This window comes from Alistipes sp. (assembly GCF_048465575.1).
Lineage (GTDB): Bacteria > Bacteroidota > Bacteroidia > Bacteroidales > Rikenellaceae > Alistipes.
In genome coordinates this window covers 20,241-42,165 of the sequence record NZ_DBFWLG010000009.1, presented here as the reverse complement: position 1 = coordinate 42,165, position 21,925 = coordinate 20,241, and the positions used below count along the sequence as shown (strand labels likewise).

Annotated in this window: 15 protein-coding genes; 1 reads left to right on the top strand and 14 read right to left on the bottom strand. The window is 63.1% G+C overall.

Going from position 1 to position 21,925, the window contains the following annotated elements; all coding sequences use genetic code 11:
- Positions 1-58: 58 nt before the first annotated feature.
- Together ACMQ11_RS02855 and ACMQ11_RS02850 are read right to left on the bottom strand one after the other, a co-directional pair.
- Positions 59-1,798 carry a hypothetical protein gene (locus ACMQ11_RS02855; RefSeq protein WP_418991157.1) on the bottom strand — a complete coding sequence of 580 codons (1,740 nt, stop codon included), beginning with the start codon at positions 1,796-1,798 and terminating at the stop codon, positions 59-61.
- A 2-nt stretch (positions 1,799-1,800) separates the two neighbouring features.
- Positions 1,801-4,782 carry a tetratricopeptide repeat protein gene (locus ACMQ11_RS02850; protein WP_418991156.1) on the bottom strand — a complete coding sequence of 994 codons (2,982 nt, stop codon included), beginning with the start codon at positions 4,780-4,782 and terminating at the stop codon, positions 1,801-1,803.
- A gap of 153 nt (positions 4,783-4,935) precedes the next feature.
- On the opposite strand from ACMQ11_RS02850, the gene ACMQ11_RS02845 reads away from it, so the two are divergent.
- Positions 4,936-5,343 (top strand): OsmC family protein, encoded by a 408-nt coding sequence (locus ACMQ11_RS02845; protein ID WP_418991155.1) that lies wholly within the window; start codon positions 4,936-4,938, stop codon positions 5,341-5,343.
- Positions 5,344-5,459: 116 nt separating this feature from the next.
- On the opposite strand, the gene ACMQ11_RS02840 is transcribed toward ACMQ11_RS02845, so the two are convergent.
- The 12 genes from ACMQ11_RS02840 to ACMQ11_RS02785 all read right to left on the bottom strand — a co-directional run bounded on the left by ACMQ11_RS02840 (position 5,460) and on the right by ACMQ11_RS02785 (position 21,923).
- Positions 5,460-6,698: a TolC family protein gene (locus ACMQ11_RS02840; RefSeq protein WP_418991154.1), complete on the bottom strand. Its 1,239-nt coding sequence runs from the start codon at positions 6,696-6,698 to the stop codon at positions 5,460-5,462.
- Positions 6,695-9,727, bottom strand: coding sequence for an efflux RND transporter permease subunit (locus ACMQ11_RS02835; RefSeq protein WP_418991153.1), 3,033 nt, complete (start codon positions 9,725-9,727; stop codon positions 6,695-6,697). Before ACMQ11_RS02835 ends, ACMQ11_RS02840 begins: the two co-directional genes overlap by 4 nt.
- A gap of 7 nt (positions 9,728-9,734) precedes the next feature.
- Positions 9,735-10,766: an efflux RND transporter periplasmic adaptor subunit gene (locus tag ACMQ11_RS02830; protein WP_418991152.1), complete on the bottom strand. Its 1,032-nt coding sequence runs from the start codon at positions 10,764-10,766 to the stop codon at positions 9,735-9,737.
- 62 nt (positions 10,767-10,828) lie between these two features.
- Positions 10,829-11,935 (bottom strand): BT_3928 family protein, encoded by a 1,107-nt coding sequence (locus ACMQ11_RS02825; RefSeq protein WP_418991151.1) that lies wholly within the window; start codon positions 11,933-11,935, stop codon positions 10,829-10,831.
- Positions 11,913-12,617, bottom strand: coding sequence for a dTMP kinase (locus ACMQ11_RS02820; protein ID WP_418991150.1), 705 nt, complete (start codon positions 12,615-12,617; stop codon positions 11,913-11,915). The genes ACMQ11_RS02825 and ACMQ11_RS02820 overlap by 23 nt, the downstream gene beginning before the upstream one ends.
- A 58-nt stretch (positions 12,618-12,675) precedes the next feature.
- The gene (locus ACMQ11_RS02815; RefSeq protein ID WP_418991149.1) at positions 12,676-13,896 is read right to left on the bottom strand and encodes a SufS family cysteine desulfurase; all 1,221 of its coding nucleotides are present in this window, start codon (positions 13,894-13,896) and stop codon (positions 12,676-12,678) included.
- A gap of 2 nt (positions 13,897-13,898) precedes the next feature.
- Entirely contained in the window at positions 13,899-14,720 is an 822-nt protein-coding gene (locus tag ACMQ11_RS02810; protein WP_418991148.1) for a SufD family Fe-S cluster assembly protein, read from the bottom strand.
- 2 nt (positions 14,721-14,722) lie between these two features.
- Positions 14,723-15,472: a Fe-S cluster assembly ATPase SufC gene (gene sufC, locus ACMQ11_RS02805; RefSeq protein ID WP_418991147.1), complete on the bottom strand. Its 750-nt coding sequence runs from the start codon at positions 15,470-15,472 to the stop codon at positions 14,723-14,725.
- Entirely contained in the window at positions 15,466-16,038 is a 573-nt protein-coding gene (locus ACMQ11_RS02800) for a flavodoxin family protein (RefSeq protein ID WP_418991146.1), read from the bottom strand. The genes sufC and ACMQ11_RS02800 overlap by 7 nt, the downstream gene beginning before the upstream one ends.
- Positions 16,039-16,044: 6 nt before the next feature.
- Positions 16,045-17,490 carry a Fe-S cluster assembly protein SufB gene (sufB, locus tag ACMQ11_RS02795; protein WP_418991145.1) on the bottom strand — a complete coding sequence of 482 codons (1,446 nt, stop codon included), beginning with the start codon at positions 17,488-17,490 and terminating at the stop codon, positions 16,045-16,047.
- Positions 17,491-17,632: 142 nt separating this feature from the next.
- Positions 17,633-19,954: a fibronectin type III domain-containing protein gene (locus ACMQ11_RS02790; protein WP_418991144.1), complete on the bottom strand. Its 2,322-nt coding sequence runs from the start codon at positions 19,952-19,954 to the stop codon at positions 17,633-17,635.
- 94 nt (positions 19,955-20,048) lie between these two features.
- On the bottom strand, positions 20,049-21,923 hold the full coding sequence (locus ACMQ11_RS02785) for a DUF5123 domain-containing protein (RefSeq protein WP_418991143.1): 1,875 nt from the start codon (positions 21,921-21,923) through the stop codon (positions 20,049-20,051).
- Between the last annotated feature and the right edge of the window lie 2 nt (positions 21,924-21,925).

Genomic DNA, 21,925 nt, shown 5'->3' with positions numbered 1-21,925 from the left:
ATCTTAATTGGAGGTTGACTCTGTTGGAATCGATATACGTTTTTTTCGCCGTCGAATACTAAAAATTCATCTTCACGCCTACTGTGAAATTCGCCCCGTATTCGGGATAACACGCAAAGCGGTAGAGCCGCCGGTCGGCCAGGTTGCGCCCCTGGGCGAAGAGCGCGATGCGGCCCGTGATCTTCCACTCGAAATCGAGGCGCAGATCGATGGCGAGCGGGGCCGTAAAGGTTTCGGGAGCCCCCGCTGGCAGCTCGGTCGGATCGGCTTCGAAGAGCGACCAGGCGCGCTCGCTTTGCAGATGGGCCGAGACGCCGAACGCGATCCGGGGCCCCTCGTAGCGAATGCCCACGTTGCCCTCGAACTTGGGGCTGCCGTTCTCAAGCGGCACATCGTCGTTGTAGACCGTGCCGTGCAGGCCCAGATCGAGCCGCAGCCGACTCAGGGGCCTGTATTCGATCTCGCCGTTGAACGAGGTGGCTGTCTGGCGCGCCATGACGGGCCGAAAAGCCCCCGGCCAGTAGACCGGTCCGGGATCTGCGGCTGCGTTCCATCCCACGTCGGAGCCCACCCAGTAGAGGTGGTTGTCGCGGATCGAGAAAGCGGCATAAAGGCGGTAGGCGAAGCGGTTGCGCCAAAGGCTGCCGCCGATCCCGAAGCGGCCGTTGTAATCCACCGAACTCTTGCCGAGCCACGTCGCGTTGACCACATAGGGATTCTGCCGCGTAAGCGAGCGGAAGCCGTTGTCCCGAACGCTGCCGTCGACCTCGACGAAAGGCCGCAGCCCGGCGGTGCCGAGGTTGAAATCGAGCCGCGCGAATGGGATGACGTAGTTCCCCGATTCGGAGCCCTCGATCTTGTCATGGTAGTAGTCGGCACCGACCTCCAGGCGCACTACCCCGCCGCTCAGACCGTAACGCAGGGCGGCATGGATCTGCTGCCGGTTGTAGTCGGCCAGCGCTTTTTGTCCGGCCTGCCGCTCGTAGCCCGCTTCGGCCGAAAGGGTGTGCCGTCCGAAAGCGCGGGCGAGGCGGGCACTGACGTCGAAAGCGCTCTGGCGCGCCCGGTCGTTGTAGTGCGGTGCGTCGGAGTGATCGAAAAAGAGCCCTCCGCCCAAGGCCACCTCGAAATTGGTGCGGCTCAGGTCCTGGAACGCATCGCCGAAGCGCACGGCCACCCTTGCGTCGCCGTAATCTACTGCCGAGCCGGGACGGAACCGTTCGGCGGCGAGGTCGGGCTCCACCGCTTCGGCGGCGTCGAAAGCCCCGTAACGGTGGTAGAGGCGGTTTTCATAACTCACCTCGCCCTCCAGCATATGCCGACCGAAATACTTGCCCGCAGCGGCGCCCACGCGGTTCTGCATGCGCACCGAGTTGTTTTTCACCCCGAACTCGTTGGCGATCTCGGCGTAGCGCCCCTCGTGGTTGACATACCCCACCACGTAGCCCGTGCCGGGGTTTTGCGACGAAGCGTAGAAATCCAGCACCGAGTTGAGCGGATAGCCCGCCCCGACCTTGAGGTAGAACGGCAGCGGGCGGTTGAACTCCCAATAGGTAACCGTCGCGGGCCGGATGGGGCGCGTGGTGAGCGTCGTCCGAAGCGAGAGGGGCGTGATGGTATAGTCTATCTCGGGCCGCATGCGCACCGTGTCGGTCATGTCGGGTGCGATGGAGAGTTTCTCGGCGCTCTCCAGGCTGGGGACATAGGCCTTGGTCACCTCGACCTGTTTTTCCACCTGCGCCTGCGCGACCGGGGGCAGGAGCGCCGCGAAGAGAGCTGCAATCAGCAATTTTTTCATCGTCAGTTGAGTTTTTGTATCCGCTCGCGGGCCATTTCGACAATTCCGTCGTCGGCGGGCGAATAGCCGTCGACCACGCTCTGCCAGGTGGCACGGGCCTGGAAATCGTCCCCCTTGTTCACATAGACATCGCCCAGCAGGACGAACGCCCGGGCCAGCCAGTAGGCCTGCGGTTCGCGCTCGGAATAGGCGAAGACTGCTTTTTCCGTGCCGTCCATGTCGCCGCTTTGGTAGAGGTTCTCGATCACATAGTAGGCCGCCGCCGATCCCTCGCGGGTGCGGACCTCGGCGTCGAGTTGCCCGTACAACATGACGGCTTCCGCCATGCGGCCCGCCGCGCGCAGCTGCTCGGCGCGGGCGAAGCGCGCTTCGCGCAGCGCCGTGGCTCCGGCGTCGGTGTGTGCGCACACATCGGCCGCCATCGCCTCGATCCGGGCCGCATCGCCTCCGGCCAGCGTCGCGCGGACGTAGCCCGTCATGGCCTGCTCGCGGCCGCCGGCGGTCGTCGCCACGTCGTAGAGCCGGCGGTAGGCTGCGGCCGCCTCGTCGTAGCGTTTGTCCTCCCAGGTCATTTCAGCGAGTTTTTCGAGCACCGTCACCGTATAGCGGTTGTTGCCCGCGGCGGCCAGTTCCGAGAGCGTCTCGATCGCCTCCGAACGCGCTTCGGAGCGCAGGTAGCAGTCGCTCAGAAAGTAGAGCGCATCGATCCGGTAGTTGCCGTTGGGATAGCTCGCAAGGTAGCTGCGCAGCGACTTTGCAGCCGCCTCGCGCCGGTCGGAAAGGTAGAGCTTCTGCGCTGCGGCGAACGAGAGCGAGTCGCGCGAAAGGGCCGTCAGGTCGCTCTCGATGCCCGCCTTGGAGGCGTAGTCGAAATAGGCGTCCACGTTGCCCTCCGAGACATAGATTTCGCGGATGCCCTGCATCGCCTCGCGGGCCTCGGCCGAACGGGGCGCCGACGTGACCACTCTGTCGTAGTATTCGAGCGATTTCTCCCGGTCGCCCAGGTTGAGCCAGGCCAGCCCCAGATCGGAGAGCGCCTGCGCGCGGCGGGGCGAGGAGGGATAGTCGGCGACGAACCGTTCGAGCTGCTTCGCGCCCTCGGCGTATTTTTCCTGCGAGATAAATGTGCGGCCCAATTCGTAGGAGGCTTCGTCCACAAAGTCGCCCCGGCCCTCGGAGACGATCCGCCGGAGCGCCTGCTCCTTTTCGGACGTGCGGCCCAGGATGCCCAGCGTGACGGCGCGCTTGTACTCGGCGTAGTGCTTTTCGGGGCCGCCCGCAGCGACCGCCTTGTCGTACTCCCCTACCGCCGCCTCGAACCGGCGCTCGGCGTATCGAATGTCGCCCAGGCGGTTGAACGCATCGGCGCGGTAGCGGTCGCGGGCCGGATGCGCCGCGAGGAATTTGTCGAAAGCCGCCGAGGCCTGCGGCATGTCGCCGCGCGAAAAGGCGCAGTAGCCGAGGTTGTACCACGCAAGGGCATACTCGGGCGCGGAGCGAGGAGCGCGTTTGAGGTAGGCGTTGTATTTGGCTGCGGCTACGGTGTAGTCGCCCTGTGCAAAGGCGATTTCGCCCTGCCAGAACTGATTGAGCGCCTCGTATTTGGGACTGACATTCACGGCCGCTGACTCCGCGAGGTAACGCTGCGCCGCGCGCAGGTCGCCCGCTGCGTACGCCTCCAGGCCGCGGAAATAGGCGATCTTCTGCAACGCCGCGCGAATGTCTGCATCGGACGTTGGCATGGTCTTGATGGCACGGTAGGCCGCATCGTAGTCGCGGGAGTTGTAGTAAGCGGCTATCAGCAGCGTGCGCGCCTCCCCGGCGCGGGGCGAGGAGGGGTACTGCTCGACATAGCGTGTCAGGAGGTTGATCGCACCGTTGAAAGCGCCGCCGCCCAGCTCGTATTGCAGTTTGGCATAGTTGAACAGCGCATCCTCGGCCACGGTCCCGTCGAGCGTCTCGTCCGCGGACAGTGCGAAAGCCTGCATGGCGGCTTTTTTATCCCCGGCCCGCAGATAACAATCCGCCAGGTGGTAGGAGGCGTTCTGCGTCAGCGTATCCCGCGGCCCGCACACCTTGCGCAACCACTCTTCAGCCTCGTCGTAGCGGGCCGTGCGGTAGAGCGAGAAGCCCTTGAGGTAACTGGCGTCGCGGTCCGGTTCTCCGCCCGCAGCCGCAAAGGCCGCAAGGTGGTCGAGCGTCTTGTTGTAATCTTCGAGCCGGAACCACGATTCGGCGACCACGCGCTCGATTTCGGCACGGCGCTCGGGCACGGCACGGCGGGCCAGCGCGTCGCCATTGTCGACCACATAGCGGTAGTTTCCCTCGCGGAATTCGATCTGCAAAAGGTAATAGGGCACCACATCGCGGTAGGCGTCGCTGCGCTGCAAGGCCGCAAAACCCTGCCGGGCGCGCCCCAGTTTGTTCTCGGCGTAATCGATATAGGATTTGTAGTAGCGCGCGTGGTCGGCGTATTCGCTGCGGTCGGGAATGCGGTCGAACGCGGCGTAGGCCGCGCGGTAGTCGCCGTCGTTGAACTCGACGTACCCCATCCGGATGTCGTACTGCTCGCGGCGCCGGGCGTCGAGCGCCCGGCGATCGGTCTTGTCGAACGCCTCGCGGGCACGCCGCATGTCGCCCGCCGAGCAGTAGAACGAGCCCAGCGAGAAACGCACGTCGTTGGCGTAGACCGAACCCGGGTAGCGTTTTTCGAAATCGCGCAGCGCACCCGCCGCATCGGGGCTTCCCAGTTCGACGGCCGTGGCGGCGAGCAGGAAATCGACCTGCTGCATCTCGGCAAGGTCCGTCGGGGCCAGGTGTGTGCGCACACACTGCAATTCGCGGCGGGCATCGCTCCAGCGGCCCAGGTCGAAGAGTTCGCGTCCGCGCTCGAGGGCGGCGCGGGTCTCGGGCGTGGCGGCCCGCACGACGAAAAGGCTCGCCGCAAGGGCGGGCAGGAGCAACAGAAACCGGAGTGTTCGCATAAGCATCATCTGTGTAGAAAGCCGGGACGCGAAGCCGGTGCCTTGGGTCCGGGCAGGAATTACCGGACAAAGATAACAAATTTTACCGGTCCGAGAACTCTTGGGGAACGGAATTTGCCCCATGCAGGGAGTTAAATCTAAAATCCGGAATCCATGATCGAGAAAGTAACCGTTCAACTGAACCAGGAGGGCCGTTTCGCGCCCGAGGCAGGCACCTGCTGCGAAGAGATGAACCCCAAGGAGCTGCTGCTCTATGCCGCCGCCCAGTGCGCCGGACAGACGGCCATACACATCATGCAGAAAGAGCGCATCGCGCCCAAACGTTTCGAGATCGGTTTCTCGGGCGATCTTTCCACCGAAAAGTTACAGTCCGACAGCACTTTCCGTTCGTTCCACGTGGTCTACAACGTCGAATGCGGCACCGAGGAAGACCAGGCCAGGGTGAGCCGCGCGGTAGAACTGACGCACGACACCTATTGCGGCATGTTGCAGATGCTGCGCCGCATCGCCCCTGTCTCGCGCGAGATCGCCGTGGTGAGCACCGACGCGGTGGAGGCGTAAGACTCCGCAATATAAGAATTAAAAATTAAAAATTAAAAATTAAAAAGGGGAAGTGATATGACGCGAATAGTCGACTTGTAATTCTCAATTCTTAATTTTTAATTCTCAATTCTCAATTACTCCGCCGTGATGCGCTCGTAGTCCGAAATGGAGCGGGCGTAGTTGTAGTGCGCGCGGATGGCGTTGGTGTAGAGTTGAATCCAGCTCAGCTGGGCTTGCAACACGTCGAGAACAGTCGAAAGCCCCTCGCCGTAGGAGTAGGTGCTCAGTTCGAGGTTCTCGGCGGCGATCCGAAGGCTCCGCTCCGAGGCGTCGACCTGCGCCCGGCTGTCGACGATGGCCGTCCAGCCGTTCATCTCCTCCTGCACGATCGCATCGTGCAGCTGTGCCTGCGCCCATTCGGTCTGCAACTGCACGGCGCGTGCGGCACCCACGGCCCGGCGCCGTTCGCCCCAGTGGAAGATGGGCACCGAAAGCTGCACGAAAGCCGAGCCGTCGACCGTCGTGGCGCCGGTCCGGTTGGGCACGTAGGGCTGCCACGAGCCGCCGATGCCGACCGATACCTGCGGGTTGTACGGCGCCCGCGCGGTGCGGATGCCGACCTCGGCCTGCTCCGAGCGGAGCCGGGCTGCGGCATAGTCGGGGCGGCGCTGCAACGCCAGATCGGTCGCCACCCGCCGGGGCAGGGCCAGCGTATCGCGGATGCTCTGTGCAAGGTGCACGTCCAGAGCGGGATCGGTCCCGCGCAGGATGTTGAAATTGTGCACGGCCACCGAGTAGTTCTGCTCGGCGGTGACCAGTTCGTACTCCGCTTCGCTCAGCCGGGCGTCGATCATCAGCACGTCGCCCTTGGCGATGTACCCCTCGTCGAAACGGCGGTCGACGATCTCTTTGAGCGAGCGGATAATGGCCACGTACTGCCGCATGGATTCGGCATGGAGCCCCATGGCCGAGAGGTTCCAGTAGGCGTAGTCTGCGGCATAGCGCACGTCGAGACGCGAAAATTCCTCGTCGCACAGGGCGATGCCGTAGCCCAGCGAGGCCTGCTCGTAGAGGGCCTTTACGGCTCCGCCGCCATAGACGGTCTGCACCAGCTGGGGCAACACGCCGAACGTCCAGTGCTCCACCCCGTCGTAGTGGCGCGCGTTGGCCGTGAAGCTCCCCGCCAACGAGAGGCGCGGCAGGAAGCCCGTACGCGCCTGCTCCATCGTCTGAGCCGCCTCTTCGCTGCGCGAGACGGCGATCTTGAGCTGCCAGCTGTAATCGGTGACGGCACGGCGGTACTCCGCAAGCGATGTTTGCGCACACACCGGCACCCAGAGCGCGCCCAGAAGAAAAGTCAGCAGTCGTTTCATGGTTTTCGGATGTTGTAGAAGATCGCATAGACCACCGGGAGGACGCAGACCGTCAGGAGCGTCGCCACGAGCAGTCCGCCCATGATCGTGGCGGCCATGGCCCCGAACATGGAGTCGAACAACAGGGGCAGCATCCCGAGGATCGTGGTGCCCGAAGCCATCGCCACGGGAACCAGGCGGCTGCGCGTGGCCGCCGTGAGCGCTTCGTAGGCTCCCAGTCCCGACGAACGCAGCGAACCGATCTGTTCGACCAGCACCACGGCGTTCTTGATATTCATGCCCACCAGCCCGAGCAATCCCAGGAGCGAGAAGAAATTGAAGACCTTGCCCGTCACCGCCAGACCGAGCACCACGCCGATGAAGATCAGCGGGATCATCAGCAGGATCACGACCGGATCGCGGTAGTTGCGGAACAGCAGGAGCAGGACGACGAGGATCAGCACCATCGTCAGAGGCATGTTCGCGGCCAGCGCCTCGTTGGACTCCTGCTGGCTCTCCTGCTCGCCGAAGACCTTGAGCGAGTAGCCCTCCGGCAGTACGATTTCGCGCCCGATGGAGTCGCGCAGGGCGGCGAAGAGCTGCATGGTGTTGACCCCGCGGGCCGGGTCGCACTGCGCCTTCATCACCCGCTGGCGGTTGTAGCGGCGCACGACCCCGTTGCGGAAATCGAAACGGAAGCCGTCGGTGGCCTGCTCGATGGAGAAGACGCGCCCGCCCGGGGTGAAGATCGGCAGCGCCTGCAAGTTGGTCAGGTTGTAGGCGTCGATATTCTCGTCTTTCAAAAGGATGGGCATGAACTGGTCGCCCTCGCGGTACTCGCCCAGGCGGTAGCCCTGCGTGGCCACGGTGATCCCGCGGGCCATTTGTGAACGGGTGATGCCGATCCGCTGCCCTTTCATCTGCGAATAGACGGGCATCCACGTCGGCACGCGATTTCCCCAGCCGTTGCGGATGTTCACCGCTCCGGGCGTGCGCCACATGATCGCCTCGGCCCGGGCAGTCAGGCTGCGCAGCGTATCGATATTCTCACCGATGAATCCGAACTCGATGGCCGCATCGGGCACGGGCGAGAGTTTGAAGAGCGACGAGCGCAGCCATACGTCGGGGCAATTTGCGGCAACGAACGCGTTGAACCGCTCCTCGACCCCGACCGTCTGCCGCTTGTCGTCGAGTTCGACCAGGATATTGCCGAAATTGGGCCTGAGCGAGGTACTGCTGCTGGCCAGGTAGTAGCGCGGAGGCGTCGAACCCATCGTCACCGAGACGGTTTTCACCTCGGGCTGTGCGGCGAGCCACTCCTCCATGAGGCGCATGTTGGCCTCCGTTTCGCGGATGTTGTAGCCGTCGGGCAGCAGCACGTCGGCGCGGAAATAGGGTTTGTCGAGCGACGGAAAGAAATTCTGGGGCATCATCCCCATCACCACCAGCGAGAGCACGAAAAGTCCTGCAACCACCGCCACCACGACCCAACGCCAGCGCAGAAGCCCGGCCAGCAGCCGGTCGAAAGCGCGGTAGAAGCGCGTGTCGTAGGGATCGCGGCCCGTGGCTTTGACTTTGAGCATGAAATTGCCGAACAGGGGCGTCTGCGTCAGTGCCAGCACCCAGCTCAGCAGCAGCGAGAGAGCCAGCACGACGAAGAGCGGTTTGACGATCTCGGCCACGGCCGAGGGGGCGAGGTAGAGCGGCAGGAACGAGAAGATGGCGATCAGCGTGGCCCCCAGCAGGCTCCAGCGCGGGCCGTTGGCCCCCTCGACCACCGCCCGGCGCCGTTCGACGCCCCGCAGCATCGCCTGCTGGGCGTTGTCCGTGACGACGATGGCGTTGTCGACGAGCATGCCCATGGCGATGATGAAGCCCGCGAGCGACGTGCGGTTGAGCCCCTCGCCCAGAAACTGCATCAAAAGCAGCGTGCCGCCGATCGAGAAGAGGAGCGAACTGCCGATCAGCACCCCCGCACGGAAGCCCATGACCAGCATGATGATGAGGATGACGATACCGACCGACTCGGCCAGGTTCAGCACGAAAGTGGCATTGGCCTCGCGGGCGATGCGGTCCTCGGGGTAGAGCACCGTGAGGTCCATGCCAACGGGCATCTGGCGCACGAGAGCGTCGAGCATGCGGGTGATTTTAGCGCCCGTCTTGACCACGTCGACACGCGCCTCGGTCGAAATGCCGATCCCCACGGCACGGCGTCCGTCGATGCGCATGAGCGTGCGGGGCGGCTCGGCATAGCCCCGCTCGACGCGGGCGATGTCGCCCAGGCGGTACTGCTTGCCCGAGGAGGAGATCAGGAGCTGGTCTGAAATGTCGTCCAGCTCCTTGTAGGTCCCGTCCTCCAGAATCTGCACCTGGAGCTTCCCGGCCTGTTTTTCGCCGCTGTTGACGATGGTGTTCTGCTGGCCGATGGTCTGGACGATGGTCTCGGGGCGGATCGAGAAATTGGCCAGCGCAGCCAGGCTGACATAAACGTTCACCACGGGGGTCTGCTCGCCGAAGAGCGTCACTTTCTGCACGCCCTCGACCGTGACGAGCGCCGTCTTGAGCCGCTGGGCCCAGTCGCGCAGCTCGGACCACGTGTAGCCCGCGTCGACCGAAAGGCCGTAATAGATGCCGTACACATCGCCGAAATCGTCCGCCACGGTGACGGGCGAAGCCCCGGCCGGCAGCTGCGGCTGGACGTTGAGCACCTTGCGGCGCAGTTCGTCCCAGAGTTGGGGAATCTCCGAGGCACGGGTGGCGGGGTCGAGTTCGACCTGGATTTTCGAGAGTCCGTAGTAGGATTCGGAGGTGATCTTGTGCACCAGCCGCATCGACTGCACCTCGCGTTCGATGGGTTCGCTGATGAGCTGCTCGACCTCGAGCGGCGTGGCGCCCGGATAGGAGCAGACGAGCGAGGCGCTCTTGATGACGAAGACCGAATCCTCCTTTTTGCCCAGCGTCGAGAAGCCCAGGAGGCCGCCTGCCAGCAGCACGAAGAGGAAAAACCAGATGACCTTGGAGTTGCGCAGCGAATATTCGGGTAGGCTCATGGTCGGTTCAGTTTAGAATTCGGACCCGTTCGCCCGGCTGCAACTGGTAGACGCCCGCCGTAACGATCCGCTCGCCCGGTTCGACCCCGCTGTCGACCACCACCCGGTTGCGGCCGTACAACTCGCCCAGCGTCACCGTGCGCCGCTCGACCCGGTCGTCGCTTCCGACCACCCAGACGAAAGTGCCGCCCCCGGCCGGGGCATAGATGGCCGAGACGGGCAGCGAGACGGCATCCGGAACGGGATCGGCCGTCTGCATGGTGATCGTACACGACATGCCCGGCGAGATGTCGTAACGGGCGGTGTCGACCCCCGTAAGGGTCAGCGAAACGGGAAAGCCCGAGGCGTCGGAGGAGGTTTTGGCCCACTCTTTCAGCACGGCCGGGAACTGCACGCCGCGGTAGTTGTCGAACTCCACGCGGAAGCGGACCGCCGTATCGCGGAGCATCGCAAGGCTGCTCTCGGGCAGCGTGAACTTGACGGTCGTGGTTCGGGGACCGACCAGGCGGAGGATCGACTGGCCGGCCTGCACACGCTCGAAATTATCGACGTACTTGTCCTCGATCACCCCCGCAAAGGGGGCCTTGAGGCGTGTCTGCTGGAGCATGTCGAGCGAATTCTCGTATTTCGACCGGGCCTGCGCATAGCGCGTTTCGGCCGCTTCGGCCTCCTGGCGCGAAACGGCTTCGTGGGCCAGGAGGCGCTGCATGCGCTGCATCTGCGAACGGGCCTCGGCGTAGGCCGAGCGGTCGGCGTCGACCTGCAACCGGATGTCGCGCGGGTCCAGTTCGGCCAGCAGGGCCCCTTTTGGGACCTCCTCGCCCTGTTTGACCGGAATGTCGAGCACCTGTCCGGGGAGTTTGAACGCGAGGTTGACCACGTCGTCGGGTGTCGCCAGGCCGGCGAAATCCTTGTCGATCATGCCCGCCCCCAAGGCCGTGGTGACCTTGACGGGCCGCACCGTTGTATCGGGCACGGCCCCACGCCGCCCGCAACCGCACGCCACGAGGACGGTCGCAAATAGGAAGACTCTTCGCATACGAAAAAAGTTGACTCGGGCTCTCCCGGGTCAACTTTCATACCATTCGCAGCAGGGTGTCCCTACGGACGAATATCACGACAATTCCTTTTAGCAGTGATCGTTCCGTCGACTAGCTCGACCACGCCGTTGCGGGCGCGGAGCATGGTCTTCATGGTCGAGGCGTCGATGTTGTAGCAGCGTACCCGCTCTTCGCCGAAAGCGCGGTACGTTACCCCGTCGAGCGGCTGGGGCGTCAGGCAGACCACCCGGGCGCCCTCCGCCGCAGCCCGTTCGGCCAGACGGGCCATGCGTCGGGTGCACCCGCGCGAAAGTCGTTCGAAGGAGGTGACGCAGAGCATGTATAACCGGCCCGGGGCGGTCAGCAGCTGCTCGGTGGCGTCGCCCTCGGCGTCCCGCACGGCGAACTCGCTGATCAGCGGCCGTACGGCCGGCGCTTCGGTCGTGGTGCGCGTATCCACCCACTCCCAGGTTTCGGCATCCTGCCACGCCGTCTCTTCGAGCGAGAATTCGCGCAGCTTGCCCGTCTTCCGGTTGCGGTAGACGAGCACGGTCTGGGATTCTCCCGGTTCGACCACGGGGGCCTGCATCGCCTCCCACATGTTGACCCCGACCTTGTAGGGCAAAAAATCGATGAGCGGCAGGTGGCGGTAGCAGTAGTAACCCAGGTACATGGAGAGAAAGAAGAACGTACACGTAAGGACGATCTCCAAGGCGTTGAATGCGAAAATGCGGTCACGCCGGTAACGCCACCAGACCACGACGGCCATCGGCAGCAGCGCCAGGTTCTTGAAGAAAGTCTGCCACGGGGTGAGCTTCAGCGCTTCGCCGAAGCATCCGCAGTCCTCGACCGGGATGATCGTGGCGCTGAGCAGCGTAAGAAGCGTGAAAAAGAGCATCGAGACCAGCGCGAAGATCGAGATCAGCCGGATGCGCACCTTGAAGAGCAGCATGCAGCCCATCATCAGCTCGGCGCCGCACAGCCAGATGGAAAAGGCCATGCTGGCGGGGCACAGGAACTCCACCCCGTAGATCGAGAGGTATTCGTTGACCTTGATGGCCGTGCCCCAGGGGTCGATCACTTTCGTGAAGCCCGAGAGGATGAACGTGGCGGCCAGGATGAGCCGGCAGACGTTGGCCAGCAGTTTAAAGGATCGGTTTCTGGACATGGGTTTCGAGTATGGGGTCCACGACGGTGCGAATGGCGGCGAAAGTGCCCTCGGGGGTGTTCATCTCGCCCACGGCGTCGCTGCAATCGACCACATGCAGCGCGGGGTCCCCGGCGGCGGCTTCGAGGTAGACCTCGCGCACGCGCCGTTGCAGTGCGAGCGAGGCTTCGTGGATGTCCTCGGCGCCCTGCAAATAGCTCCGGTCGTCGCCCTTGCGCGTCCCGGTGAGTTTGCGCTCGGTGAACGAGAAAGGCACGTCGAGGAAGAGCGAGAGGTCGGGGCGCGGGAGGGCGTTGTAGCCGAACTCCAGGTCGAGAATCCACCGCATCAGGCGTTTGCGCTCATCGCCCGCGGGCAGCTTGGCGCACTGGAAGCCGACATTGGAGTAGACATAGCGGTCGAGCACCACCACCCTGCCCTCGGCGAGCCACTGCCTTAGCTGCGGAGCCGCATCGGCCCGGTCGCCGGCGAAGAGCAGCGCCACCAGGTAAGGGTCCACCTTGTCGGCACCGCCGAACTCGCCCCTTAGAAAACGGGCGATCAGTTCGCCGTAGACCGGCGAGTCGAAGCGCGGGAAATGGATGTATTCGCTCTGCATGCCCCGGTCGGCGAGCAGGCGGCGGAGGTTGCGCACCTGGGTCGATTTGCCCGCTCCGTCGAGGCCTTCGAGTACAATGAACATAGGCGTCAGTAGTAGTTGAGAATTAAAAATTAAGAATTAAAAATCGATTTAATTCTAATTAGCTACGCAACATCTTCACCGCGCGCTCCACGCCGTCGGCCAAGGCGTCGGCCTCGGAGAGGGTGTTGTAGAGGGCGAACGAGGCCCGGCACATGCTCTGCACACCGTAGTGGTCCATGACCGGTTCGGCGCAGTGCTGCCCCGTGCGGACGGCGATGCCCAGTTTGTCGAGGATCATGCCCAGGTCGTAGGCGTGCACCCCCGCGACGTTGAACGAGAGGATGGCGCACTTGCCGGGGGTCGTGCCGTAGATGCGCAGGCCCTCGATCCGCTCCAGCCGTTCGGCAGCCCTGCGGAGCAGCGCCTCTTCGTGCGCCTCGATCCCGGCCGGATCGAACCGCTGGAGGAATCGCACGGCTTCGGCAAGACCGATCGCACCGACGAAATTGGCCGTGCCGGCTTCGAATTTCAACGGAACGGGCGCATAGGTCGTCTTGCGGAACGTCACCCGGTCGACCATGTCCCCGCCCCCGAGGAACGGCGGCATGGCTTCGAGCAGCTCCCGGCGGCCCCACAGCACGCCGATCCCCGTGGGCCCATAAAGTTTATGACCCGAGAAAGCGTAAAAATCGCAATCCAGCTCCGCAACGTTCACCCCGCCGTGGACCGCACCCTGGCAGCCGTCGACCACGACGATGGCCCCGGCCGCGTGGGCGGCGGCGATCACCGCCCGCAGATCGGGCCGCGTGCCGAGCGTATTGGACGCCTGCGTGACGGCCACGGCGCGCGTCCGCTCGTCCAGAAGCGAGGGCAGCAGATCGAGGCGCAGCGCCCCGGCCTCGTCGAACGGCAGCACGCGGATTTCGGCCCCTTTGCGCTCGGCGAGCATCTGCCAGGGAACGATGTTCGAGTGGTGCTCCAGTTCGCTGACGACGATGTTGTCGCCGGCGCGGACCGCCATGTCGCCCCAGGCATAGGCCACCGTGTTGAGCGATGCCGTGGCCCCCGAGGTGAAGATCACCTCCTCGGGCGACGTGGCGCCGATGAACCCGGCGATGCGGCTGCGGGCCGATTCGTAGAGTTCGGTGGCCTGCTCCGAGAGGTAGTGCACGCCCCGGTGGATGTTGGCGTTCAGCTCGCGGTAGAGGCGGTCGGTCGCCTCGATCACCTGCTGCGGCTTCTGGGCCGTGGCACCGCTGTCGAGGTAGACCAGCGGACGGCCGTAGACCTTGCGGCTCAGAATGGGGAACTCCCCGCGTATCTTTTCGATGTCCAGCATCGTTACAGCTTTTCCATTTTCGCCGAAACGGCCTCCATCACCGCCTCGCAAAGCGGTTCGATGCCGCAGCGGCGCACGATGTCGCCCGCGAAGCCCTCGATCTGCAACCGGCGGGCCTGCGAAAGACTCAGCCCGCGCTGGCGCATGTAGAGCACGGCCTCGGCGTCCATCTGCCCCACCGTGGCGCCGTGCGAACATTTCACGTCGTCGGCGTAGATCTCCAGCTGCGGACGGGTCGTGATGTGGGCCGTCTCGCTCAGCAGCAGGTTGCGGCTCTGCTGCCGGGCATCGGTATGCTGCGCATCCTCGGCCACGTAGACCAGTCCGCAGAATTCGCCCACCGCACAGCCGCCCGCAATGCCCTTGACGAAAGAGTCGCTGCGACAATCCGCAACCTGGTGGTTCGTACGCAATTTCACGACGCAGTGCTCCTCCCCGGCGGCGAGAAAGACCACGCCCAGCCGGTTCTCGGCATCGGCGCCGTTCAGATCGACCGTATAGGAGGCGTTGGCGCTCGTAAGCTGCACGGCGGTGAGGGAACAACTGCTCCGGGCCGCCTGCTCGGCGCTGATCTCGGCAAATGCTTCGGCCGTAAAGAGTTCGGTCACCTCCAGCCGAGCCCCCTCGCCCACCACCAGGCGCAGCGACGACATGTCGGGCGACCTGTGCACGACGACGAGCCGCGCCGAAGCGCCCGCCTCCAGCTCGACCAGCAGTTTGCGCGGATCGACGGCGGCATAAATCCGCTCGTCCGCTCCGGTTACGCAGAGCGCTTCGCCCCGGACGGGGTAAAACGCATGCAGTATCTCCTCGATGCGTTCCATTATTACCGCTGTTCGTTGATGAGCCAGTCGTACCCCTCCTTTTCGAGCCGCAGGGCCAGCGTGCGGTCGCCCGTACGGATGATCCGGCCGCGGTAAAGCACATGCACCACGTCGGGCACGATGTAGTCCAGCAGCCGCTGGTAGTGGGTGATGACCACCGTGGCGTTGTGGGGCGTATGGAGTTTGTTGACGCCCGTGGCCACGATCCGCAGCGCATCGATGTCCAGCCCCGAGTCGGTCTCGTCGAGGATGGCCAGCCGCGGATCGAGCATCGCCATCTGGAAAATCTCGTTCTTCTTCTTTTCGCCGCCCGAGAAGCCCTCGTTGACGGCCCGCGACGTGAGTTTGGAATCGAGTTCAACCACGGCGCTCTTCTCGCGCATCAGGCGCAGGAACTCGGAGGCCGACAGAGGCTCCTCGCCGCGGAAGCGGCGCTGCTCGTTGACCGCGAGTTTCATGAAATTGGCCATCGTGACGCCGGGAATCTCCACCGGATACTGGAAGCCCAGGAAAAGCCCCAGGCGCGCCCGGTCCTCGATCGACAGGTCCAGCAGATCGCGGCCCAGAAACTCGGCCGAGCCCTCGGTGACCGTGTATTTTTCGTTGCCGGCCAATACGGCCGCCAGCGTCGACTTGCCCGAGCCGTTGGGCCCCATGATGGCGTGCACCTCGCCGGCACGGACCTCGAGGTCGATGCCCCGCAGAATCTCCTTGCCATCGACCGAGGCGTGTAGATTTTTTACGCTTAACATATTTTTTTAGCTAATTTTCTGCATTTTCTCATCTCTTTTACGGACAGTTCGCCGCACTTGCGGCACCCGCCCTTGGCCAGCTTTCCGACCACTTTGCAGCCGCTCCATTTCAATATCTCGCGCAGCGCACGGAACACGCCGCCCGTCTGGCGGAACAACACGTTGAACGGCCAGATGGTGTTGCACGACGCCACGAGCACGGCGCGCTTGCCTTTGTGCAGCGGAACGGGCATTCCGTTCTCCCGCTCGCCCATCATCGCATAGACGCACCGGTCGAACAGTACTTTCAGCTCTCCGCTCATGCCGCCCCAGTAGCAGGGCGAGCCCACCACGAACGCATCGGCCTCGCGCAGCTGCGCAGCCACGCGGTGCCCGTCGTCCTCGGGGAGTACGCAGCGCCCCAGCGTGCGGCAGCGCATACACCCCGTACAGGGTTTCACGTGGAGTCCGTGGACGAAGAACGCTTCGACACGGCACTCCGCAGGGAGGTTGCGAACCACATGGCCCACCATCTGCGATACGACGCCCTCGCGGCGGGGGCTGCCATTGAGCACAACGACTTTCATCGCGTTCTACCCTACGCTCCCCTCGAGTTGCAGGGCCAGCAGTTTCTGCGCCTCGACGGCGAACTCCATCGGCAGCTTCGAGAGCACCTCGCGGGCGTAGCCGTTGACGATCAGTCCCACAGCGTCCTCGGTCGAAAGACCGCGCTGGTTGCAGTAGAAGAGCTGGTCGTCGGAAATTTTCGAGGTCGTGGCCTCGTGCTCCACCACCGCCGTGCGGTTGCGGACGTCGATCTCGGGGAACGTATGCGCCCCGCAGCGGTCGCCGATCAGGAGCGAGTCGCACTGCGAAAAGTTGCGGGCATTCTCGGCCCCCTTGGCCACGCGGACCCGGCCGCGGTAGGAGTTTTCGCTGCGCCCGGCCGAGATGCCTTTCGAGACGATGCGGCTGCGCGTGTTGCGCCCCATGTGGATCATCTTCGTGCCGGTGTCGGCCTGCTGGAAATGGTTGGTCATGGCCACCGAGTAGAACTCGCCGACCGAGTTGTCGCCCGCGAGGATGCAGCTCGGGTATTTCCACGTTATGGCCGAGCCGGTCTCGACCTGCGTCCACGACAGCCGCGCATTCTGGCGGCAGATGCCCCGCTTGGTGACGAAATTGTAGATGCCGCCCCGGCCCTCGCGGTCGCCCGGGTACCAGTTCTGGACGGTCGAATACTTGACCTCGGCGTCCTTTTCCACCACGATCTCCACCACGGCGGCGTGCAGCTGGTTCTCGTCGCGCCGGGGTGCCGTGCACCCCTCCAGATAGCTGACGTAGGCCCCCTCGTCCGCCACGATCAGCGTGCGTTCGAACTGCCCCGTGCCGGCGGCATTGATGCGGAAATAGGTCGACAGTTCCATCGGGCAGCGTACGCCCCGGGGGATGTAGCAGAACGAGCCGTCGGAGAAGACCGCCGCGTTGAGCGCCGCATAGAAATTATCGGTATAGGGAACCACGCTCCCGAGGTATTTGCGCACCAGATCGGGATAGTCCCTTACGGCCTCGGACATGGAGCAGAAAATGATACCCTTTTCCGAGAGCACCTCCTTGAACGTCGTCTTGACCGAGACGGAGTCCATGACGGCATCGACGGCCACGCCGGCCAGCGCCATCTGCTCCTCGAGCGGAATGCCCAGTTTCTCGAACGTGCGTTTGAGCTCGGGATCGACCTCGTCCATCGAGGCGAGTTTCTTCTGCGGACGGGGTGCGGCGTAGTAGATGATGTCCTGGAAATCGATCTCAGGGATCGTCAGGTGCGCCCACGTGGGCGGTTCGAGCGTCAGAAAGTGGCGATAGGCCCTCAGCCGCTGCTCGGTCAGCCAGGCGGGTTCGCCCTTTTTGGCGGAGATCAGGCGCACGACCTCCTCCGAAAGTCCTTTCGGGATGGTTTCGGTCTCGATGTCGGTGGTGAAGCCGTACTTGTACTCCTGCCCGGTTATATTTTCGATGATGTCCTTTTCGTTCTCAGCCATATTTTGCAGCAAAATATCGTACAAAGGTACAAATTCGTTTCTAAATTTCAACAGCCTGTCCCGCAAATCTGGTTCCACAAGACCGAAACGACAAAAAAAGGGGTGCGAAATTCCGCACCCCTTCCCCAATCAAAAACCCTTGTTACTTGTACCAACGGCTGTCGCCAGCCTTGGCGTCGTAGGCGGCATTGCCCGAGGCCAGTCCGTAGTTGCCCGAAGCGACGTTCGGGAAGAGCTCGGCCTGCGTGACGGCAAGCTGCGTGGCTGCGGGCAGCGTATTGGCCTGGGTCGTAACGACCAGATCGCTTGCGAAGAAATTGCCGCTGTCGGTGGCCAGCGTACCGACATAGATCTTGTTCACCGGAAGCGTCGAGGCGAAGACGCAGTTCGAGACATTTACCACGCCGCTGTCGCCCTTCATGCTGAAGACGGCGTCGCTGCGGCCCGACTTGTTCTGCAACTGATGGAACGAGCAGTTGGTTGCGGTGACGACGGACTCCTTGTTGGCGCTATGGTCGACCAGCTTCTGCACCTTGTCGAACGTGCAGTCGGTGAACGTATAGGTTGCGGGAGCATTCGACTTGAAGACGAAGACGCCATAGGTATCGTCGCCCGTGCAGATCACCGTCGTGTTCTCCATGACCACGGCCTTGACGTTGGTCGTGCCGCCGTCCTGCGTACGCAGCAAGGCACGTTTGAGGTTGGTGATGCGGCAGCCGGTCACCTTGAACAGATCGAGCGTATAGGCCGCCGAAGAGTTGGTGTTGAAGATGTACTGCTTGCCGACCGCGATGTCCAGACCCGAGAAGACGATCCGGGATACGGTACCTGCAATCGTCGGATTCACGCCCATGCTGACAGCAGGCATGGTCGTCGCTGCGGGAGCCGCCGCAATGGTGATGGCTCGGTTGAATTCGATTCCGTCGGAGACGGCATAGTCGCCCGATGCGAGGTAGAGCGTACCGCCGTCGGCCATGCGGGCGATCGACTCGGCCAGCTCCTCATCGGCGGTGATGGTCAGCTCGGACGTCAACTCGGCCGTCTTGACCTCCATCCACTCGCTCCACTGCGAATCGCCGTCGGTCGGCTTCGCGGGATCGGCGATGGTCTTCATGCGCATCTTGTAGGTGGTGTTGGGCGTCAGGGCCACGGCTGCGTCGCCCTTGCCGAGTTTCGAGACCGTGACTGTCGTGGGCAGGGGAACCGCCTCGCCCGATTCGCTCTCCTCGGCGCTCACCGCGCGCAGTTCGAACGTGTAGGCGCTCTCGTCGCCCGCGTCGATCAATTCCTGCGTGGCGAACTGGTAGTCGTAACCGAAAGCGTTGGCCACGGCGGTCCACTCGAAGATGACCTTGAGCTGCTGCGCCTCCTTGACTGCGGGAGCGGGAGCTGCCAGCGGCGTGGCGTCGGTCACGAGGGTCTTGATGATGCAGTAGTCCGTGAACGCGGATTCGATGTAGGCGTCGCCCGACGGAACGGCCTTGACGCGGAACGAGTAGTAGGTGTCCTTGCTCAGACCGCGGAACGAGACGCTCGTGCCGCTCTGCGAGGCGGAAACGGTCTTGCCCGGGACGATCTCCGAGGGGTCGATCTCGCTGACGAGTCCCTCCATGACGATGGTTTCGGAACCGCTGACGATCTGGGCCAGTTCATACTGGTAATCGCCGGCATTCTCCACGGCTTCCCACTCGAAGCGGGCGGCCTCGGACATTTTGAGCGTGCACGAAAGACCCGCGGGCGTTGCGAGCTGGGAGGTGGTGATGGCATAGACCACACCCGAGAATTTCGACGCGTTGTAACCCTGGATTTCGGCGGCCTGCACCGTGAAATAGTACTTGACGCCCTTTTCCAGCCCGTTGAACGTGTAGAACGTGTCGGTGGTGGTGGCCGTGACGTCGTCCTTGCCGATCGAGGTCAGCACGACGTTGTAGGCCGCAGCGCCCTCGACCGATTCCCACGAGAAAGTGAGCGACGAGACGGTAGTCTTCGACATGTCGCACATGGGGTTGGCCGGCGTGGGAAGCGTCGGGCGGGTCGGGTCGGCCGCGAGGGTCTCGACGACGGTCCACTCCGAGTAGGCCGAGTTGCGGCTCTCGTTGTACTTGTTGTTGGCACGCACGCGGAAATAGTACTCGGTGCCGTCGCTGAGCCCCTCGAACGCAGCCGAGGTGGTCTCGGTGATGGTTTCGCGGAAGATGTCGCCCGTCTGCGACAGGCGGATCTGCGCGGAATAGGAGGTGGCCTCCTCGACGGCGGCCCACGCGAATTTGAGCGAGTTTTCGGCGATGTCCTCGTCGCCGACCGCCGCCACGACGGGAACCTCCAAACGGGTTACGGGTTTCGAACCCCCGTTGTCGACCTCGTCGTCGTCCGAGCAGGCCGAGAAAGTGAAAGTCGAACCGATAGCCAGTGCAACCGCTGCAACGCTTGTTGCAAGGCGCGAAATGAACGGATTTCTTTTCATAACAGTTTATGTTGTTTTAATTTTTTCGTGATTCATTTTCGCTCTTCGGGACGGGAGAGGGCCGCTCCCCCGTCCCCGAGCAACAGGTTAAAGTTTATTTGAGCCAGCGGGGGTCACCCACACCTAATTTCACTACCTCGTCGTTGGTCACCGTAAAGTCGTACTTGGCGGCGTTCTTGAACACCGGATCGAGTTCGGAATACTTCTCGCCCCACGACGTGAGCGGCTCGGAAGCGGGAGCTGCGGAGTCGCCGCCGTTGCCCCAGGGCTTGGTCACCACGTTGTTCTCGATGGTCACGGTCAGCACGTACTTGTCGAAATTCGAGACGTTGCAGTACTCGGCCTCCTCGGTGTAGAAGATGTTGTTTTTGATCTCCACGGAGCCGGCCGACTCGGCGCCGTCCTCCTTGCTGTTGATGTGGAAGAAGAGGCGGCCCTTGTTGTGGTAGTCGGTGAACGTGTTGTTGTTGAACACGGCGCGGGTCTGGTCTCCGGCGTTGTAGGAGATGAAGCGCACGCCGGCGTTCTGCGTGTCGAGACCCGTCATCGTGTTGTTGGTGAACGTGATCTCGCGCAGCGTGCCTTTCGACAACTGGAGGAAGCTGTTCTGGCCATACATGCGCAAGAGGCGGTTGTTGTTGACCAGAATCTCCTCGACCGTGATGTCGTTGGTACGGTTGAAGCGCATGAACGAGGAGCCGTAGTCGTGGATGTAGCAATCCTCGACCTCGATACGACGGATGTTGGCTTTCATGTTGGTGTTGTCGATGAAGCAGCTGGTCGTATTGTTCAAGTTCTTGCATTCGAACTCGATGGCCTCGAAGCGGATCACCCCGTCCAGATAGGCCGTCGGAGAGACGGTGAACTGGTTGACGATCACCTTGGGCATCTGGCGCGTCGCAGCCATGAACGTGATGGCGCGCGTCAGCACGATGTTCTCCTCGGCGAGGTATTCGCCCGGCTGGAGTGCCACGATCTGCTCGCCGCCCGAAACGGCTGCCAGCAGTTCATCGATGGTCGAAACGAAGACCGCACCGGCGGGTTTCTCTTTCATGGTGGTGAAAGTGACTACGTTGGAAAGCGTCTCGTCTGCATAACGGAGCATGGCCGTATAGGTCGCATCGTATTTGAGCCGGCCCTCGGCGACGGCGTAGTCGTAGGTGCCCGAGTTGATCGCTTCGGACCCCAGGTCGAACGTCACGACATTCGTCGGATCGGCGGCGTTGGTGCAGATGATGGCACGGATGTCGGCATCGACCCTCCACGTGAAGCGGATGTTGTCGAACGTAATGTCCGAAGCCTCCACGTCGTAAAGCACCGGTACGATGAACTCGACCGTGTTATAGGTCTGCGACGAATTGCCTGCGACAGCCGTGTAGGTTCCCGAAGCGAAGCCGTCCATTTCGAACGAGCCGTCGGCATCGTCGACATAGACCGTGCGCACGCCGCCGTCGGGAGCGGTGATCTTCACGAATTCGATGCCGTAGCCCTCCATCCAGGAGAAGCGCACCAGCGCCGAAACCGGTTCGAGCAACTCGCAGCTCAGCACCTCGGTCATGGCAGGAACCTTGACGGAATAGAAATCCGAGAAATAGGAGTTGCGCGCCATGTCGGGGTCGATGGCCTTGACACGGAAATAGTAGGTGGTGTTGTACTCCAGTCCGTCGACCACCCAGGTGGTGGCCGTGGTCATTTCGTTGCTGGCTACCAGGTGGTAATCGTTCAGTTCTGTCTCATCGGGACCCGCAACCTTGGACATGGTGTAGAGTTCGACCCAGTAACCGGCGGCGCCCTTGATGCCGGTCCACGAGGCGGTCAGCGACGTTCCCTTGGGGGTAAGCGTCACGGACACCGGGCGGAACAGGCGGTCGGCGACGCCCGAGTCGGCGGTTTCGTCGTCCGTACACGACACCGTAACCACGGCGAAGAACGCCGCCAACAGCATCGCTATGTTTTTGATATATTTCATCG

What these genes read in the sequence shown, in the direction of transcription:
- ACMQ11_RS02855 (WP_418991157.1), bottom strand. Translation starts at nt 1,798, where the DNA reads ATGAAAAAATTGCTGATTGCAGCTCTCTTCGCGGCGCTCCTGCCCCCG.
- ACMQ11_RS02850 (WP_418991156.1), bottom strand. Translation starts at nt 4,782, where the DNA reads ATGCGAACACTCCGGTTTCTGTTGCTCCTGCCCGCCCTTGCGGCGAGC.
- ACMQ11_RS02845 (WP_418991155.1), top strand. Translation starts at nt 4,936, where the DNA reads ATGATCGAGAAAGTAACCGTTCAACTGAACCAGGAGGGCCGTTTCGCG.
- ACMQ11_RS02840 (WP_418991154.1), bottom strand. Translation starts at nt 6,698, where the DNA reads ATGAAACGACTGCTGACTTTTCTTCTGGGCGCGCTCTGGGTGCCGGTG.
- ACMQ11_RS02835 (WP_418991153.1), bottom strand. Translation starts at nt 9,727, where the DNA reads ATGAGCCTACCCGAATATTCGCTGCGCAACTCCAAGGTCATCTGGTTT.
- ACMQ11_RS02830 (WP_418991152.1), bottom strand. Translation starts at nt 10,766, where the DNA reads ATGCGAAGAGTCTTCCTATTTGCGACCGTCCTCGTGGCGTGCGGTTGC.
- ACMQ11_RS02825 (WP_418991151.1), bottom strand. Translation starts at nt 11,935, where the DNA reads ATGTCCAGAAACCGATCCTTTAAACTGCTGGCCAACGTCTGCCGGCTC.
- ACMQ11_RS02820 (WP_418991150.1), bottom strand. Translation starts at nt 12,617, where the DNA reads ATGTTCATTGTACTCGAAGGCCTCGACGGAGCGGGCAAATCGACCCAG.
- ACMQ11_RS02815 (WP_418991149.1), bottom strand. Translation starts at nt 13,896, where the DNA reads ATGCTGGACATCGAAAAGATACGCGGGGAGTTCCCCATTCTGAGCCGC.
- ACMQ11_RS02810 (WP_418991148.1), bottom strand. Translation starts at nt 14,720, where the DNA reads ATGGAACGCATCGAGGAGATACTGCATGCGTTTTACCCCGTCCGGGGC.
- sufC (WP_418991147.1), bottom strand. Translation starts at nt 15,472, where the DNA reads ATGTTAAGCGTAAAAAATCTACACGCCTCGGTCGATGGCAAGGAGATT.
- ACMQ11_RS02800 (WP_418991146.1), bottom strand. Translation starts at nt 16,038, where the DNA reads ATGAAAGTCGTTGTGCTCAATGGCAGCCCCCGCCGCGAGGGCGTCGTA.
- sufB (WP_418991145.1), bottom strand. Translation starts at nt 17,490, where the DNA reads ATGGCTGAGAACGAAAAGGACATCATCGAAAATATAACCGGGCAGGAG.
- ACMQ11_RS02790 (WP_418991144.1), bottom strand. Translation starts at nt 19,954, where the DNA reads ATGAAAAGAAATCCGTTCATTTCGCGCCTTGCAACAAGCGTTGCAGCG.
- ACMQ11_RS02785 (WP_418991143.1), bottom strand. Translation starts at nt 21,923, where the DNA reads ATGAAATATATCAAAAACATAGCGATGCTGTTGGCGGCGTTCTTCGCC.